At 40.3% G+C, this 17,059-nt stretch carries 8 protein-coding genes and 3 rRNA genes; 10 read left to right on the top strand and 1 reads right to left on the bottom strand.

Features of this window, described 5'->3' with window-relative positions; genetic code table 11:
- Nucleotides 1-153 precede the first annotated feature (153 nt).
- From yaaA to rrf, 9 genes are all read left to right on the top strand, one after another.
- The gene (yaaA, locus tag BK579_RS01805; RefSeq protein WP_078543248.1) at nt 154-369 is read left to right on the top strand and encodes a S4 domain-containing protein YaaA; all 216 of its coding nucleotides are present in this window, start codon (nt 154-156) and stop codon (nt 367-369) included.
- Nucleotides 370-496: 127 nt separating this feature from the next.
- The gene (recF, locus tag BK579_RS01800; RefSeq protein ID WP_078543247.1) at nt 497-1,615 is read left to right on the top strand and encodes a DNA replication/repair protein RecF; all 1,119 of its coding nucleotides are present in this window, start codon (nt 497-499) and stop codon (nt 1,613-1,615) included.
- A gap of 10 nt (nt 1,616-1,625) precedes the next feature.
- Nucleotides 1,626-1,880 (top strand): extracellular matrix regulator RemB, encoded by a 255-nt coding sequence (gene remB, locus BK579_RS01795; protein ID WP_078543246.1) that lies wholly within the window; start codon nt 1,626-1,628, stop codon nt 1,878-1,880.
- Nucleotides 1,881-1,931: 51 nt separating this feature from the next.
- Nucleotides 1,932-3,860 (top strand): DNA topoisomerase (ATP-hydrolyzing) subunit B, encoded by a 1,929-nt coding sequence (gene gyrB, locus BK579_RS01790; RefSeq protein WP_169891034.1) that lies wholly within the window; start codon nt 1,932-1,934, stop codon nt 3,858-3,860.
- A gap of 138 nt (nt 3,861-3,998) precedes the next feature.
- Entirely contained in the window at nt 3,999-6,581 is a 2,583-nt protein-coding gene (gene gyrA, locus BK579_RS01785) for a DNA gyrase subunit A (protein WP_078543245.1), read from the top strand.
- A gap of 171 nt (nt 6,582-6,752) precedes the next feature.
- Nucleotides 6,753-7,820 carry an HD-GYP domain-containing protein gene (locus BK579_RS01780; protein WP_078543244.1) on the top strand — a complete coding sequence of 356 codons (1,068 nt, stop codon included), beginning with the start codon at nt 6,753-6,755 and terminating at the stop codon, nt 7,818-7,820.
- Nucleotides 7,821-8,070: 250 nt separating this feature from the next.
- Nucleotides 8,071-9,639 (top strand): 16S ribosomal RNA (locus BK579_RS01775).
- A gap of 179 nt (nt 9,640-9,818) precedes the next feature.
- Nucleotides 9,819-12,772, top strand: a 23S ribosomal RNA gene (locus BK579_RS01770).
- A gap of 99 nt (nt 12,773-12,871) precedes the next feature.
- Nucleotides 12,872-12,987, top strand: a 5S ribosomal RNA gene (gene rrf / locus BK579_RS01765).
- Together the 16S, 23S and 5S rRNA genes form the textbook arrangement of a ribosomal RNA operon.
- 1,463 nt (nt 12,988-14,450) lie before the next feature.
- On the opposite strand, the gene BK579_RS01760 is transcribed toward rrf, so the two are convergent.
- Nucleotides 14,451-15,437, bottom strand: coding sequence for a YaaC family protein (locus BK579_RS01760; RefSeq protein ID WP_235848309.1), 987 nt, complete (start codon nt 15,435-15,437; stop codon nt 14,451-14,453).
- A gap of 125 nt (nt 15,438-15,562) precedes the next feature.
- Between BK579_RS01760 and guaB the strand changes: the two genes are divergently transcribed.
- The gene (gene guaB, locus BK579_RS01755) at nt 15,563-17,029 is read left to right on the top strand and encodes an IMP dehydrogenase (protein WP_078543242.1); all 1,467 of its coding nucleotides are present in this window, start codon (nt 15,563-15,565) and stop codon (nt 17,027-17,029) included.
- Nucleotides 17,030-17,059: the final 30 nt, after the last annotated feature.

The following is a 17,059-nucleotide window of genomic DNA, read 5'->3' as shown; positions in this document are numbered from 1 at the left end:
TTTCTTTTTGTGTCGAAATTTCTTTTACACTAAGATATCTCACATCTTTAAATGTGATTAGGAAATAATATTTTATAAGCGATTTTGAGCCTTTTTATAAAACATCCTTCATGATCCATCCGTTTTAGTAAAATAAGAAAGGTAGTGATTTTCTTGGCTAAAGAAATAACCATTTCCACTGAATATATAACACTAGGACAATTTCTTAAATTAGCAGATGTTATCTCAACAGGTGGGATGGCAAAGTGGTTTTTAGAAGAACATCAAATCTTCGTTAACGGGGAAGCTGAAAACCGACGAGGAAAGAAACTAGTTGATGGAGATGTAATTGCAATACCTGAGTTTGGTAAATTTAAAATTAAATCTTAACGAAAAACTCACGAAATAAGGTATGATAGACATAATAAGCTTAAGGCAAATCTGCTCAGGAATAAAATGAGTTTATTTGCCTTTCGTCTTGGTTCGTCCAAGATTTATAAAAAGCGGGTGAATCCCTTTGTATATTGAAGATATAAAATTAACTAATTATCGAAATTACCCTAATTTATCCATAAGCTTTGAAAACAAAGTGAATGTGATACTAGGTGAAAATGCTCAAGGTAAGACCAATGTGATGGAATCGATCTATGTTTTAGCTATGGCAAAATCCCATCGAACATCAAATGATAAAGATCTTATTCGTTGGGACGAAGAATATGGTAAAATAGAAGGTAGGCTTCAAAAACGTAATGGTCCTCTTTCTTTACAGCTAGTTTTATCTAAAAAAGGTAAAAGGGCCAAGGTCAATCAGCTAGAACAACCTAAGTTAAGTCAATATATCGGTAGTATGAATATTGTCATGTTCGCACCTGAAGATCTAAATCTAGTAAAAGGTAGTCCGCAAATACGAAGACGATTTATCGATATGGAAATTGGCCAAGTATCTGCTGTGTATTTGCATGACTTAAGTCAGTATCATAAAATTCTTCAGCAGCGTAATCACTATTTAAAGCAGCTCCAAACAAAAAAACAAAAAGATAAAACGATGCTAGATGTACTGACCTATCAATTAATTGAAATGGCTACAAAGATCGTCTTCAAACGTTTCGAGTTTCTTAGACTACTGCAAAATTGGGCTGAACCCATTCATCATGGCATAAGTAGAGGTCTAGAAACGCTTAAAATTCAATATAATCCTTCTGTTGATGTATCAGAAAGTATAGATTTGTCGAAAATGATAGAAGTATATGAAGAAAAGTTTGCTAAAATAAAAGAACGTGAAATTGAACGGGGTGTGACCTTAGCGGGTCCTCATAGAGATGATCTATCATTTTTTGTCAATGGAAGGGATGTACAGACATTTGGATCACAAGGACAACAACGGACAACTGCACTTTCGTTAAAATTAGCAGAAATCGAATTAATCCACTCAGAAATAAGAGAATACCCCATACTTTTACTAGATGATGTTTTGTCTGAATTAGACGATTATAGGCAATCACATTTATTAAATACAATTCAAGGGAAGGTACAAACCTTTGTAACCACCACAAGTGTTGAAGGAATTAATCATGAAACATTAAAGCAAGCAGCTACTTACAACGTTACTGCAGGTCAAATGACAAAGCTAAAATGAGGTGATGGACATGTTCATTCACTTAGGAGAGAATGTAATCATACATTCAAAAGATGTGGTTGCAATTTTAGACCGCGACTCCGTTGTTGATGAATTTTTTGAAAAACAAGCTGGGCAGATTGTTGAATTAACGAAAACAGAATACAAATCAGTTGTTGTAACGATCAACCAAATTTATTTTTCTCCATTATCTTCAAATACGTTAAAAAAACGTGCACAGCTTCCTTTAGACATAGATTCAACCCTAGAAGAAGATGTTATTTAGCTAAACTGTCTTAGTAATAGTTTGTCAATAAAGAGTGAAGGTGATATAGCAATGGCAATCGACGAAACAAATGTGAATCAACAAACATATGATGAAAACCAGATACAAGTTCTAGAAGGACTCGAAGCTGTTCGAAAACGTCCTGGGATGTATATTGGTTCAACAAGCTCAAAAGGTCTTCACCATTTAGTATGGGAAATTGTTGATAATAGTATTGATGAGGCACTCGCAGGTTATTGTGATGAAGTGAATGTATTCATCGAAGAAGATAATAGTATAACTGTAATGGATAACGGGCGCGGGATTCCTGTTGGGATCCATGAAAAGATGGGTCGTCCTGCAGTTGAGGTAATCTTAACGGTTCTTCATGCTGGAGGAAAGTTTGACGGCGGTGGTTATAAGGTTTCAGGTGGTCTTCATGGTGTAGGTGCTTCTGTTGTAAATGCATTATCAACGGTACTTGAAGTATATGTACATCGTGATGGAAAAATTCATTATCAGAAATTTGAGCGTGGTGTTCCAGCTGGAGATCTAAGAGTTGTAGGTGAGACAGATCGAACAGGTACAACGATTAGATTCGCTCCTGATAGTGAAATATTCCGAGAAACATTAGTTTATGAATTTGATATTTTAGCAAATCGTTTAAGAGAGTTAGCATTCTTAACACGTGGAGTTAAAATTACGATTGAAGACAAACGTGAAGAAAATAAACGTAAGGAATACCATTATGAAGGTGGTATTAAATCTTATGTTGAGCATTTAAACCGAACAAGAGAAGTTATTCATGAAGAGCCGGTGTTTGTTGAAGGTGAACGTGAGGGAATTGCTATTGAAATTGCTCTGCAATACAATGACAGTTATACAAGTAATATCTATTCCTTTGCTAATAATATTCATACACACGAAGGTGGAACACATGAATTTGGATTTAAAACAGCTTTAACTAGGATTATAAATGACTATGCTCGTAAGCATCATATTTTTAAAGAAAGTGATGCGAATTTAACTGGGGACGATGTGCGTGAAGGGCTTACTGCTATTATTTCTGTTAAGCATCCAGATCCTCAATTTGAAGGGCAAACAAAAACGAAACTAGGCAACAGTGAAGCAAGGACCGTCACTGAGTCAGTATTCTCTGAAAAGTTCGAGTCATTTTTATTAGAAAATCCTTCAGTAGCAAAGAAAATAGTTGAGAAGGGTTTAATGGCCTCACGTGCTAGAATGGCTGCAAAAAAAGCTAGAGAATTAACTAGACGAAAAAGCGCTTTAGAAATTTCAAGTTTACCTGGTAAATTAGCAGACTGTTCTTCTAAAGACCCAGCTATTAGTGAAATTTATATCGTTGAGGGTGACTCAGCGGGTGGTTCGGCGAAACAAGGGCGTGATCGTCACTTCCAAGCTATTTTACCTTTACGTGGGAAAATCATAAATGTTGAGAAGGCTCGTCTTGATAAAATTCTTTCTAATAATGAAATTCGTGCAATGATTACAGCGCTTGGCACTGGTATTGGTGAAGATTTTGATATTTCAAAAGCAAGATATCATAAAATCGTAATCATGACAGATGCGGATGTCGATGGTGCACATATTCGTACACTATTGTTAACATTCTTTTATCGTTATATGCGTCAAATTGTTGAAAGTGGTTATATCTATATTGCACAGCCACCTTTATATAAAATTCAGCAAGGTAAAAAAGTTGAATATGCCTATAATAACCGACAGTTAGAAGAAGTGTTAGGTCAATTGCCAAGTCAACCAAAACCAGGAATTCAACGTTATAAGGGTCTTGGAGAGATGAATCCAGAGCAGCTATGGGAAACAACAATGGACCCTGAAGTAAGATCAATGTTACAAGTAAGCCTTCAAGATGCAATTGAAGCAGATGAAACATTTGAAATGTTAATGGGTGACAAGGTTGAGCCAAGACGTAATTTCATTGAAGAAAATGCATCTTACGTTAAAAATTTAGATATATAAATTGAGCAAATGTTAACATGGGGAGCTACAAAAGGTCTCCATGTTTTACATATGTTTACTAATAGAATTAATCATGGGCAAAATCATTTTCTCCTGAAAATGAACTTACTTTTTTACCCTAGTTAGGGAGGTTTATTCATGTCTGAGACACAAGGTTCTCAAGTAACAGAAATTAATATAAGTCAGGAAATGAAAGCATCATTTTTGGATTATGCGATGAGTGTTATCGTATCACGTGCACTTCCAGACGTAAGAGATGGCTTAAAGCCGGTTCATCGACGTATTCTTTATGCAATGAATGACTTAGGAATGACATCTGATAAAGCTTATAAAAAATCTGCACGTATCGTTGGTGAAGTTATTGGTAAGTACCATCCGCATGGTGACTCTGCTGTATACGATACAATGGTACGTATGGCACAGAACTTTAACTATCGCTACATGCTTGTTGATGGCCACGGAAACTTTGGATCTGTTGATGGTGATGCAGCAGCAGCAATGCGTTATACAGAAGCACGTATGTCTAAGATTTCAATGGAATTGATTCGTGATATTAATAAAGATACGATTGATTACCAAGATAACTATGATGGTTCAGAAAGAGAACCAGTCGTATTACCTTCAAGATTCCCTAATCTTCTTGTAAATGGTGCAGCTGGAATTGCGGTTGGAATGGCGACTAACATTCCTCCACACCAACTTGGTGAAGTGATTGATGGGGTGCTTGCGGTTAGTAAAGACCCAGAAATTACAATTCCAGAACTAATGGAGCTAATTCCCGGCCCTGATTTTCCAACGTCTGGATTAATTCTAGGGAGAAGTGGTATTCGTAAAGCATATGAAACTGGAAGAGGTTCGATAACTTTACGTGCAAAAGTAGAAATTGAAGAAAAAAGTAATGGAAAAGAAGTTATTATTGTCCGAGAACTTCCTTACCAAGTAAATAAAGCTAAGTTAATTGAAAAAATTGCTGAATTAGTAAGAGATAAAAAAATCGATGGCATTACAGACTTAAGAGACGAGTCTGACCGTAAGGGAATGCGTATTGTGATGGAAGTACGTAAGGATGCAAATGCGAATGTACTTTTAAATAATCTCTATAAGCAAACAGCACTTCAAACAAGTTTTGGAATCAATCTACTAGCACTTGTAGATGGTCAACCAAAGGTACTGAATTTAAAACAATGTTTATACTATTACTTAGAACATCAAAAGGTAGTTATTAAGCGTCGAACAGCATTTGAACTTCGTAAGGCGGAAGCAAGGGCGCATATTTTAGAAGGATTAAGAATTGCCTTAGATCATTTGGATGAGGTAATCTCACTAATCCGTGCTTCTCAAACAACAGATATAGCAAGAGAAGGTTTAATGACTCGATTTGGTCTTTCGGAAAAACAAGCTCAAGCTATCTTAGATATGCGTCTTCAACGATTAACAGGGTTAGAACGTGAAAAAATTGAAGAAGAATATCAAGGTCTTGTTGCTTTAATTGCTGAGTTGAAAGCTATATTAGCTGATGAGGAAAAGGTATTAGAAATCATTCGAGAAGAATTAATTGAAATCAAAGAACGTTTTAATGACGTCCGTCGTACGGAGATTGTTTCAGGTGGACTTGAAATGATTGAAGATGAAGATTTAATTCCCCGCGAAAATATTGTTATTACTTTAACAAACAAAGGGTATGTTAAACGATTACCGGTTTCTACTTACCGCAGCCAAAAACGTGGTGGACGTGGAATCCAGGGAATGGGAACGAATGAAGATGATTTCGTTGAACATTTATTAACAACATCAACCCATGATACAATCTTATTCTTTACAAACAAAGGTAAAGTATATAGAACAAAAGGGTATGAAATTCCAGAGTACAGTCGTACAGCGAAGGGAATTCCAATTATTAATTTATTAGAAATTGAGAAAGATGAATGGGTAAATGCGATCATTCCTGTTTCTGATTTTGTTGATGATTGGTTCTTATTCTTTACAACAAAGCAAGGAATTTCAAAACGATCACCTTTGTCATCGTTTGGCAATATTCGTACAAGCGGTCTTATTGCAGTAGGTCTACGTGAAGGAGATGAACTAATCTCTGTCAAGCTAACTGATGGCACGAAAGAAATTATCATTGGTACTCAAAATGGTATGCTTATTCGTTTCCCAGAAACCGATATAAGATCCATGGGAAGAACAGCAGCTGGTGTTAAAGGAATCACACTTGGTGAAGATGATGAAGTTGTTGGAATGGAAATACTTGAAGAAGGCGTAGATATCTTAATTGTTACCAAAAAAGGTTACGGTAAGCGTACACCAGTAGGTGAATATCGTGTCCAAAGCCGCGGAGGTAAAGGATTAAAAACATCCAATATTACAGATAAAAACGGAAAAGTGGTGGCTGTTAAAGCAGTTACAACTGAAAATGATTTAATGTTAATCACTGGTGCAGGTGTATTAATTAGAATGGCTATTGAAGATATTTCACAACTTGGACGTAACACACAAGGGGTTAAATTGATTCGCTTAGGTGAAAATGAATTTGTTGCTACAGTAGCTAAGGTAGCAAAAGAAGAAATTGAGGAAGACCTAGAAGATACTGAATTTCCAGACAATGAAGTAGAAGTAACCTCAAGTAATGAGACTGAGGAAATCGTCCAAGATGAAAGTTCAGATAATGATACTGAAGTAATCGTCCAAGACGAAAGTTCAGATGAAGAAAATGAATAAACAATGAAAGGAACACTTTAGAAGTGTTCCTTTTTTTAGTAAAATAATTGTAAATATGTAAAATGAGGGATTTTCCTTTAGTAAAGATATTAGTCCTCCAATAGATACATCTTGTAAGTAAACAATACATATAAATCGTAATCATTTTTAGCACAATAAAGGGGTACAAAAATGAAAGTACTAGTTAACCAATTGAAGGAAGGATGTATTCTCTCAAAAGATGTAAACTCCTTATCCTCGAAGTCTCTCTTTCCTAGTAAAACAGTAGTGACCAAACAGACTATTGAGATATTAAATGCATTTCTAATTCATGCAGTTGAAGTAGAAGGCTTTTTAGTTAATGGTGTTGCTTTTTTACCTGAGACAAAAAATGAGAATAACAATAGTGAACTTGATTCTATCTCTTTTTATGAGATGTATTTAAAAGTTGTTAATGAATACAAGCAACTATTTATGAATTGGCAGGCTGGAATTCAAGTTGAAATAGGTAAAGTAAGAGAGTTAATTATTCCATTACTAGAAAAAGCACTTCTAGAACCAAGTGAAATTATGAACCTACATCAGTTCTCTACGAAGTCAGACTACTTATACCATCATTCGGTAGCTGTAGGTATTATTGCTGCTTATCTAGGTAAAAAGCTTCAGTATGACCAAGGGGATTGCAATCAATTAGCACTTGCAGGATTACTAAGTGACTGTGGAATGTCAAAAATTGATCGGAAAATTTTATATAAAAAAGGTCCCTTAAACTCATCTGAATTTAATGAAATTAAAAAACACCCTGTGTTGAGCTATAAAATGATCGAAAAGATATCTTTGTTGAAAGATAGTGTGAAATTGGCTGTATTTCAACACCATGAGCGGGTTGATGGTTCTGGATATGTATTAGGTATTTCAGGTGAGAAACTCCATCCCTTCGGTAAAGTGGTCGCTATTTCAGATGTGTATCATGCAATGTGTTGTGACACAAACTACCGCATAAAAAGAGCTCCATTAGTAGTTCTTGAAGAAGTAGCACAAGGTTCTTTCGGCAAATTTGATATGCAACTTGTACAGGTATTAATCCAAGAAGTAGCAAGGTTAACGATTGGTACCGTAGTGAAGCTATCTAATGGTCAGATAGGTAAGGTTATCTTTGTAGATGATAAATATCCTACTCGTCCAATGGTAGAGGTAAATGATTCACTTATACAATTATCAAATCGGAAAGAACTATATATCGAGCAGATAATAGGTTAATATAGGGGAGATTATTCTCCTTTTTATAAAATTGCTATTGAATTCATCTGAAAAAATTGATATACTTCTACAAGTCAACAACGAGTTAATAATAAATTTTAAAAAGTGTTGACGGAATTTAGTGAGATGTGATATATTAATAAAGTCGCTTCAACAAAGCGCACAAAAAGTTCTTTGAAAACTGAACACAATAAACAAGCGTCAACGTTTAATCTAGTTTTAAATTTTTATTTGAGCAATCAAATATCTCTTATTGGAGAGTTTGATCCTGGCTCAGGATGAACGCTGGCGGCGTGCCTAATACATGCAAGTCGAGCGGATTAAAGGAAGCTTGCTTCCTTTAATTAGCGGCGGACGGGTGAGTAACACGTGGGCAACCTGCCTGTAAGACTGGGATAACTTCGGGAAACCGGAGCTAATACCGGATAATATAAAGAACCTCATGGTTCTCTATTAAAAGATGGTTTCGGCTATCACTTACAGATGGGCCCGCGGCGCATTAGCTAGTTGGTGAGGTAACGGCTCACCAAGGCAACGATGCGTAGCCGACCTGAGAGGGTGATCGGCCACACTGGGACTGAGACACGGCCCAGACTCCTACGGGAGGCAGCAGTAGGGAATCTTCCGCAATGGACGAAAGTCTGACGGAGCAACGCCGCGTGAACGATGAAGGCCTTCGGGTCGTAAAGTTCTGTTGTTAAGGAAGAACAAGTACGAGAGTAACTGCTCGTACCTTGACGGTACTTAACCAGAAAGCCACGGCTAACTACGTGCCAGCAGCCGCGGTAATACGTAGGTGGCAAGCGTTATCCGGAATTATTGGGCGTAAAGCGCTCGCAGGCGGTCTTTTAAGTCTGATGTGAAAGCCCCCGGCTCAACCGGGGAGGGTCATTGGAAACTGGGAGACTTGAGTGCAGAAGAGGAGAGTGGAATTCCACGTGTAGCGGTGAAATGCGTAGAGATGTGGAGGAACACCAGTGGCGAAGGCGACTCTCTGGTCTGTAACTGACGCTGAGGAGCGAAAGCGTGGGGAGCGAACAGGATTAGATACCCTGGTAGTCCACGCCGTAAACGATGAGTGCTAAGTGTTAGGGGGTTTCCGCCCCTTAGTGCTGCAGCAAACGCATTAAGCACTCCGCCTGGGGAGTACGGTCGCAAGACTGAAACTCAAAGGAATTGACGGGGGCCCGCACAAGCGGTGGAGCATGTGGTTTAATTCGAAGCAACGCGAAGAACCTTACCAGGTCTTGACATCCCTATGACCGCTCTAGAGATAGAGTTTTCCCTTCGGGGACAAAGGTGACAGGTGGTGCATGGTTGTCGTCAGCTCGTGTCGTGAGATGTTGGGTTAAGTCCCGCAACGAGCGCAACCCTTGATCTTAGTTGCCAGCATTCAGTTGGGCACTCTAAGGTGACTGCCGGTGACAAACCGGAGGAAGGTGGGGATGACGTCAAATCATCATGCCCCTTATGACCTGGGCTACACACGTGCTACAATGGATGGTACAAAGGGCAGCAAAACCGCGAGGTTAAGCGAATCCCATAAAACCATTCTCAGTTCGGATTGCAGGCTGCAACTCGCCTGCATGAAGCTGGAATCGCTAGTAATCGCGGATCAGCATGCCGCGGTGAATACGTTCCCGGGCCTTGTACACACCGCCCGTCACACCACGAGAGTTTGTAACACCCGAAGTCGGTGGGGTAACCTAAGATGAAACTTGTTTCATCTAGGAGCCAGCCGCCTAAGGTGGGACAGATGATTGGGGTGAAGTCGTAACAAGGTAGCCGTATCGGAAGGTGCGGCTGGATCACCTCCTTTCTAAGGAAACTGAATCTCTTATGAGATTCATAAAAAGACGCTTGATTTATTGTGGTCAGTTTTGAAGGAACTTTCCTTCTATTAGAATTCGTACCTTGAAAACTAGATAACGTAACAAGACATTCATTAAGAATTAAAACCAAAGTAATAAACTGTAAAGTTTTTACGACTTTAACTTAGGTTAAGTTAGTAAGGGCGCACGGTGGATGCCTTGGCACTAGGAGCCGATGAAGGACGGGACTAACACCGATATGCTTCGGGGAGCTGTAAGTAAGCTTTGATCCGAAGATTTCCGAATGGGGAAACCCACTGCTCGTAATGGAGTAGTATCTCTACCTGAATTCATAGGGTAGTTGAAGGTAAACCCGGGGAACTGAAACATCTAAGTACCCGGAGGAAGAGAAAGCAAACGCGATTTCCTGAGTAGCGGCGAGCGAAACGGAAAATAGCCCAAACCAAGAGGCTTGCCTCTTGGGGTTGTAGGACACTCTGTACGGAGTTACAAAAGAACGAGGTAGATGAAGTGATCTGGAAAGATCAGCCACAGAAGGTAACAGCCCTGTAGTCGAAACTTCGTTCTCTCTAGAGTGGATCCTGAGTACGGCGGGACACGAGAAATCCCGTCGGAAGCAGGGAGGACCATCTCCCAAGGCTAAATACTCCCTAGTGACCGATAGTGAACCAGTACCGTGAGGGAAAGGTGAAAAGCACCCCGGAAGGGGAGTGAAAGAGATCCTGAAACCGTGTGCCTACAAGTAGTCAGAGCCCTATGATTTTTCCTTCGGAAAATATCAGGGTGATGGCGTGCCTTTTGTAGAATGAACCGGCGAGTTACGATCACGTGCAAGGTTAAGTTGATAAGACGGAGCCGCAGCGAAAGCGAGTCTTAAGTAGGGCGCATGAGTACGTGGTTGTAGACCCGAAACCAGGTGATCTACCCATGTCCAGGGTGAAGTTCAGGTAACACTGAATGGAGGCCCGAACCCACGCACGTTGAAAAGTGCGGGGATGAGGTGTGGGTAGCGGAGAAATTCCAATCGAACTTGGAGATAGCTGGTTCTCTCCGAAATAGCTTTAGGGCTAGCCTTGAATTTAGAGTCTTGGAGGTAGAGCACTGATTGGACTAGGGGCCCCCAACGGGTTACCGAATTCAGTCAAACTCCGAATGCCAAAGACTTATATTCAGGAGTCAGACTGCGAGTGATAAGATCCGTAGTCAAGAGGGAAACAGCCCAGACCACCAGCTAAGGTCCCAAAGTATACGTTAAGTGGAAAAGGATGTGGAGTTGCCCAGACAACCAGGATGTTGGCTTAGAAGCAGCCACCATTTAAAGAGTGCGTAATAGCTCACTGGTCGAGTGACTCTGCGCCGAAAATGTACCGGGGCTAAACGTATCACCGAAGCTGTGGATTGTTCTTTTAGAACAATGGTAGGAGAGCGTTCTAAGTGCAGTGAAGTCAGACCGGAAGGACTGGTGGAGCGCTTAGAAGTGAGAATGCCGGTATGAGTAGCGAAAGAGGGGTGAGAATCCCCTCCACCGTATGCCTAAGGTTTCCTGAGGAAGGCTCGTCCGCTCAGGGTAAGTCGGGACCTAAGCCGAGGCCGAAAGGCGTAGGCGATGGACAACAGGTTGAAATTCCTGTACCACCTCCTCACCGTTTGAGCAATGGGGGGACGCAGAAGGATAGGGTAAGCGCGCTGTTGGATATGCGCGTCCAAGCAGTAAGGCTGATTCGTAGGCAAATCCGCGAATCGTTAAGGCTGAGCTGTGATGGCGAGGGAAATAAAGTACCGAAGTTCCTGATTTCACACTGCCAAGAAAAGCCTCTAGCGAGGTGAGAGGTGCCCGTACCGCAAACCGACACAGGTAGGCGAGGAGAGAATCCTAAGGTGTTCGAGAGAACTCTCGTTAAGGAACTCGGCAAAATGACCCCGTAACTTCGGGAGAAGGGGTGCTTATTAGGGTGAATAGCCCTGATAAGCCGCAGTGAATAGGCCCAGGCGACTGTTTAGCAAAAACACAGGTCTCTGCGAAGCCGCAAGGCGAAGTATAGGGGCTGACACCTGCCCGGTGCTGGAAGGTTAAGAGGAGAGGTTATCGCAAGAGAAGCTTTGAATCGAAGCCCCAGTAAACGGCGGCCGTAACTATAACGGTCCTAAGGTAGCGAAATTCCTTGTCGGGTAAGTTCCGACCCGCACGAAAGGTGTAACGATCTGGGCACTGTCTCAACGAGAGACTCGGTGAAATTATAGTACCTGTGAAGATGCAGGTTACCCGCGACAGGACGGAAAGACCCCGTGGAGCTTTACTGTAGCCTGATATTGAATTTTGGTACAGCTTGTACAGGATAGGTAGGAGCCTTAGAAGCCGGAGCGCCAGCTTCGGTGGAGGCGTCGGTGGGATACTACCCTGGCTGTATTGAAATTCTAACCCACATGCCTAAATCGGCATGGGAGACAGTGTCAGGTGGGCAGTTTGACTGGGGCGGTCGCCTCCTAAAATGTAACGGAGGCGCCCAAAGGTTCCCTCAGAATGGTTGGAAATCATTCGTAGAGTGTAAAGGCACAAGGGAGCTTGACTGCGAGACCTACAAGTCGAGCAGGGACGAAAGTCGGGCTTAGTGATCCGGTGGTTCCGCATGGAAGGGCCATCGCTCAACGGATAAAAGCTACCCCGGGGATAACAGGCTTATCTCCCCCAAGAGTCCACATCGACGGGGAGGTTTGGCACCTCGATGTCGGCTCATCGCATCCTGGGGCTGTAGTCGGTCCCAAGGGTTGGGCTGTTCGCCCATTAAAGCGGTACGCGAGCTGGGTTCAGAACGTCGTGAGACAGTTCGGTCCCTATCCGTCGTGGGCGTAGGAAATTTGAGAGGAGCTGTCCTTAGTACGAGAGGACCGGGATGGACACACCGCTGGTGTACCAGTTGTTCTGCCAAGGGCATCGCTGGGTAGCTATGTGTGGACGGGATAAGTGCTGAAAGCATCTAAGCATGAAGCCCCCCTCAAGATGAGATTTCCCATAGCGCAAGCTAGTAAGATCCCTCGAAGATGACGAGGTTGATAGGTCAGAGGTGGAAGCGCGGTGACGTGTGTAGCTGACTGATACTAATCGATCGAGGACTTAACCAAATAATTAATGAATGTCTGAACGTTATCTAGTTTTGAAGGAATGAATTTCCTATTGCAAAATGTATGAAATACATTATAATAGAATTTGTTGCTTTATTGTCTAGTGATGATGGCGAAGAGGTCACACCCGTTCCCATACCGAACACGGAAGTTAAGCTCTTCAGCGCCGATGGTAGTTGGGGGACTCCCCCTGTGAGAGTAGGACGTCGCTAGGCATTTAGGAAAGACCCATTCATTGAATGGGTCTTTTATTTTGTCCTTAAACCGTAGGGTTCTTCCCAGAATAAGTACTAACAGAAAAAGGATATATGTAAAAGCATTTAATATCAACGAGGAGATCAAGGAAGCAAGCGAGTGAATAGCGGATAGTATGATAAGCATTAGCATATGAATGAGTGCATTCTGACGCAGAGATCCGAAGGTCATCGCAAGCGGCCTACCGAACACGGAAGTTAAATTCATACACCGATGGTAGTTGGGGGACGAACACTACGAGTAAGACGTCGATAGGTACTTAAGAAAGACCCATTCATTGAATAGGTCTTTTATTTTTGTGAAGCAGTAGGTTGTTACTAAAATTATGGGTCAATAGAAGACTCAAATGGAATAGAACTTAGTAAGATTAATCGCAACTGCTTTAGAAGAGTAGACCTCAGTTAATGTATAAACACATTCAACTTTATTTTTTAGGGTAGACATCTATGCTAATTAAAATTAGCACCATAGAGTATGAAAAAATGAAAAATTATACTTAGCTTAGTGTCTAGCTTCAGGTGCTATCGGCTCGGGGTCATAAGTCAATCTATCTAGAAGGTTAAAAAGCAACCTTCTAGATGGCTCGTCTTATGCCTGTCGCCGATGAATGAGCGCCTTCCGCATTTCTTTTTTCAGGGTAGACATCCATGCTAAACAATTATTTAGCACCATGGAGAATGAAAATGTTTTGTTCATCAGTGTGGAGGGAGAGCAACTAGACAACTACTGGTCTCACGGTCTCGAATATCTTTCATTCCCTTTCATAGGCTTTTGGCATGAGAAAGGGAATCAAACAATGCCTTTCATTCCCTTTGTTGGGCTTTTGGCATGAGAAAGGGAATCAAACAATGCCTTTCATTCCCTTTGTTGGGCTTTTGGCATGAGAAAGGGAATCAAACAATGCCTTTCATTCCCTTTGTTGGGCTTTTGGCATGAGAAAGGGAATCAAACAATGCCTTTCATTCCCTTTGTTGGGCTTTTGGCATGAGAAAGGGAATCAAACAATGCCTTTCATTCCCTTTGTTGGGCTTTTGGCATGAGAAAGGGAATCAAACAATGCCTTTCATTCCCTTTGTTGGGCTTTTGGCATGAGAAAGGGAATCAAACAATGCCTTTCATTCCCTTTGTTGGGCTTTTGACATGAGAAAGGGAATCAAACAATGCCTTTCATTCCCTTTGTTGGGCTTTTGGCATGAGAAAGGGAATCAAACAATGCCTTTCATTCCCTTTGTTGGATTTTTGCATGAGAAAGGGAATCAAACAGTGCCTTTCATTCCCTTTGTTGGGCTTTGGGCATGAGAAAGGGAATCAAACAACTCTTTTCATTCTCTTTCTTAGGCTTTGGGCATTAGTAAGGGAATGAAACTCTCCGACCTAAGTATTTTCAAGGTAGACTCATATGTAATTAAAAACCGAACTATTATCAAAACCTCATCCCAACCTTTTCTTCTAGAAACAAGTAAAGCAAATACGGAACTTTATCAGTGGTAAGTGATAAAAATTGCTGGATAAATGGATAATCATTGCTTGAGTAAGAATGAAGAAGTTCACTCCACCACTCAGTTTCATATCGTGAGATCATACTGAGGTTGTATAGCAATAAATAATGACTCAATATTTCTGGGAATGGAGTAATTTGCTCTCTTTCGGTTGGAAAGTAATAACTCCCTTCGTATAGATGAAAAAGGATAGGGGAGCATGTTAATGGTGATAAAGAGCTATTAACCATTTTAAAAGTAAGCTCATCATCGTCTGATTTTTCGTAACTAGCACTGTCAAGTTCAGCAGGGATTGCTTCACAAATAAAGTCTGCAAGGCGTCTTCGTGTCATATGAAACTGGTCAGCCATGTTTGCAGGAAATGTAAGGTATGAAGTTCCGTCCTCTCCAATAAAGGTGCTAACGTTTGTTTGATAATGAAGAGAAAAAAGATTATTCATTTCAGGCATTTTTTTTAGTAGTGCTCCCATAGTATATTTTTCACCCTCTAAGTACTTTACATTAAACATCCGTTCAGAGAAATGTGAAAACAGACCATTTTTTTGTACTTTTACTTCATCTTGAAAAAATTCATAGCTTTGTTTTTTTCTTTTTCTTGTAGATACACCGTGAGCAAGTACTGAGGTTGACTCTGGATATTGTGGGTCAACGGTTAGTAGGCATGCTTTTAGTAATTGGACCATTCCATAAAAAAGTAATACTGGTTTGATGGATAATGGCGCTTGATTAGCGAGTTGATAATAGTTTTGACCATGTTCAAGATAATAAATAAAAGGATAGCAATTTTCAAAAGCTTTTTTATCTGCTCCTTCAATCCCAATTTGTTTATAGCAGCGAACTAGAAATTGCTGTGTTGTATCTGATGAATGCAAGGCATTAAATGACTGCCAAATTTTTTTTAGGTCTAACAAACTCATACCTCCAGTTATATTAGACATTGTTTGAATTATCTAACATATTATTCTGTCCTTGACAGTAGTTTAACCAGTTGTTAATCTACTAATAATATTTTGAGAAGAAAAAGGGGGATTTTTCCGTGTGGGAAACTAAATTTGCAAAAGAAGGTCTAACGTTTGATGATGTACTATTGGTGCCAGCAAAGTCTGAGGTATTACCAAAGGATGTTAATTTAGGAGTTCAGTTAACAAATTCATTAAAGCTAAATATTCCAATTGTTAGTGCAGGAATGGATACTGTTACAGAAGCTGAAATGGCTATTTCGATGGCTCGTCAAGGTGGTCTAGGAATTATTCATAAGAATATGACGATTGAGCAACAGGCAGAGCAGGTAGATAAAGTAAAGCGTTCTGAAAGTGGTGTTATCACAGATCCATTCTTCTTAACTCCTGAGCATCAGGTATTTGATGCAGAGCATTTAATGGGAAAATATCGTATTTCTGGTGTTCCAATTGTTAACAACTTAGAAGAACAAAAATTAGTTGGAATTTTAACAAACAGAGACCTTCGCTTCATTCAAGACTTTTCGATTCTAATCTCAGACGTGATGACAAAAGAAAATTTAGTTACTGCCCCAGTAGGAACCACTTTAGATCAAGCTGAAAAAATTCTTCAGAAGTATAAAATTGAGAAATTACCTTTAGTTGATAATGAAGGTGTATTAAAAGGACTTATCACCATTAAAGACATTGAAAAAGTGATTGAGTTCCCTAATTCTGCTAAAGATGATATAGGACGATTATTAGTAGGTGCAGCAGTTGGTGTCACTTCAGATACGATGCTACGTGTGGAAAAACTTGTTAAATCTCAAGTAGATGTGATTGTTGTTGATACTGCACACGGTCATTCTGCAGGGGTGTTAAATACCGTACGTATGATTCGTGAAGCTTTCCCAGATTTAAATATTATTGCTGGTAATGTAGCTACAGCAGAAGGAACACGTGATTTAATTGAGGCTGGTGCAAGTGTTGTAAAGGTTGGGATTGGACCAGGTTCTATATGTACTACACGTGTCGTAGCTGGAGTTGGAGTACCACAAATCACAGCGGTATATGATTGTGCAACTGAAGCAATGAAGCATGGTGTATCTATTATTGCTGATGGTGGGATAAAATACTCTGGTGATATCGTAAAGGCATTAGCTGCAGGTGGACATGCTGTAATGCTAGGAAGCCTACTTGCAGGTGTTTCTGAAAGTCCAGGGGAAACAGAGATTTTCCAGGGACGTCGATTCAAAGTATATCGTGGTATGGGATCTGTCGGAGCAATGGAAAAAGGAAGTAAAGACCGATATTTCCAAGAAGATAACAAAAAGTTTGTTCCAGAGGGAATTGAAGGGCGTTTACCATATAAAGGTCCATTATCAGATACACTTTATCAATTAGTAGGTGGAATTAGGTCTGGGATGGGCTACTGTGGAACAGCTACGATTAATGAACTTAGAGAAAATACTCAGTTCATTCGCATGACTGGAGCAGGTTTAAGAGAAAGTCATCCACATGATGTACAGATTACAAAGGAATCACCAAACTATTCTTTATCATAAGCAATTTATATATATCCATATTAAGTATGA

It is taken from the genome of Litchfieldia alkalitelluris (assembly GCF_002019645.1).
Classification (GTDB): domain Bacteria; phylum Bacillota; class Bacilli; order Bacillales; family Bacillaceae_L; genus Litchfieldia; species Litchfieldia alkalitelluris.
Note: the sequence above shows the minus strand (reverse complement) of the source record. Positions and strands in the feature narration are given on the sequence as shown.

What these genes read in the sequence shown, in the direction of transcription:
- remB (WP_078543246.1), top strand. Translation starts at nt 1,626, where the DNA reads ATGTTCATTCACTTAGGAGAGAATGTAATCATACATTCAAAAGATGTG.
- gyrB (WP_169891034.1), top strand. Translation starts at nt 1,932, where the DNA reads ATGGCAATCGACGAAACAAATGTGAATCAACAAACATATGATGAAAAC.
- gyrA (WP_078543245.1), top strand. Translation starts at nt 3,999, where the DNA reads ATGTCTGAGACACAAGGTTCTCAAGTAACAGAAATTAATATAAGTCAG.
- BK579_RS01780 (WP_078543244.1), top strand. Translation starts at nt 6,753, where the DNA reads ATGAAAGTACTAGTTAACCAATTGAAGGAAGGATGTATTCTCTCAAAA.